At 50.6% G+C, this 249-nt stretch carries 1 protein-coding gene; it reads left to right on the top strand.

Features of this window, described 5'->3' with window-relative positions:
• Nucleotides 1-227: hypothetical protein (locus ACTHS3_RS18340; RefSeq protein ID WP_440368852.1), on the top strand; the 227-nt coding region annotated here is incomplete at its 5' end.
• Nucleotides 228-249 lie beyond the last annotated feature (22 nt).

Below are 249 nucleotides of genomic sequence, written 5' to 3'. Positions count from 1 at the left end.
ATCTTCCACCACCCGCAGAAAGACTACACCAAACGCCTCATCAACGCCGCCTTCGACCTCTGACCCAAGGTCGTCTGAAAACCCAGCGTAGCGTGGGCTTCGCACACGAACCCCACCAACCCCAAAGGTCGTCTGAAACTGAAAAATACAGTTTCAGACGACCTTTTTATGCTCCAAACAACCATTATCCGTGGGCAAAGCCCACGCTACCGCTCCCGCATTGCTAAACCAATTCCAATATTTCAAAAA

The sequence above is a fragment of the Neisseria sp. P0009.S007 genome (assembly GCF_051962515.1).
This window is presented reverse-complemented; position numbering and strand designations above follow the sequence as displayed.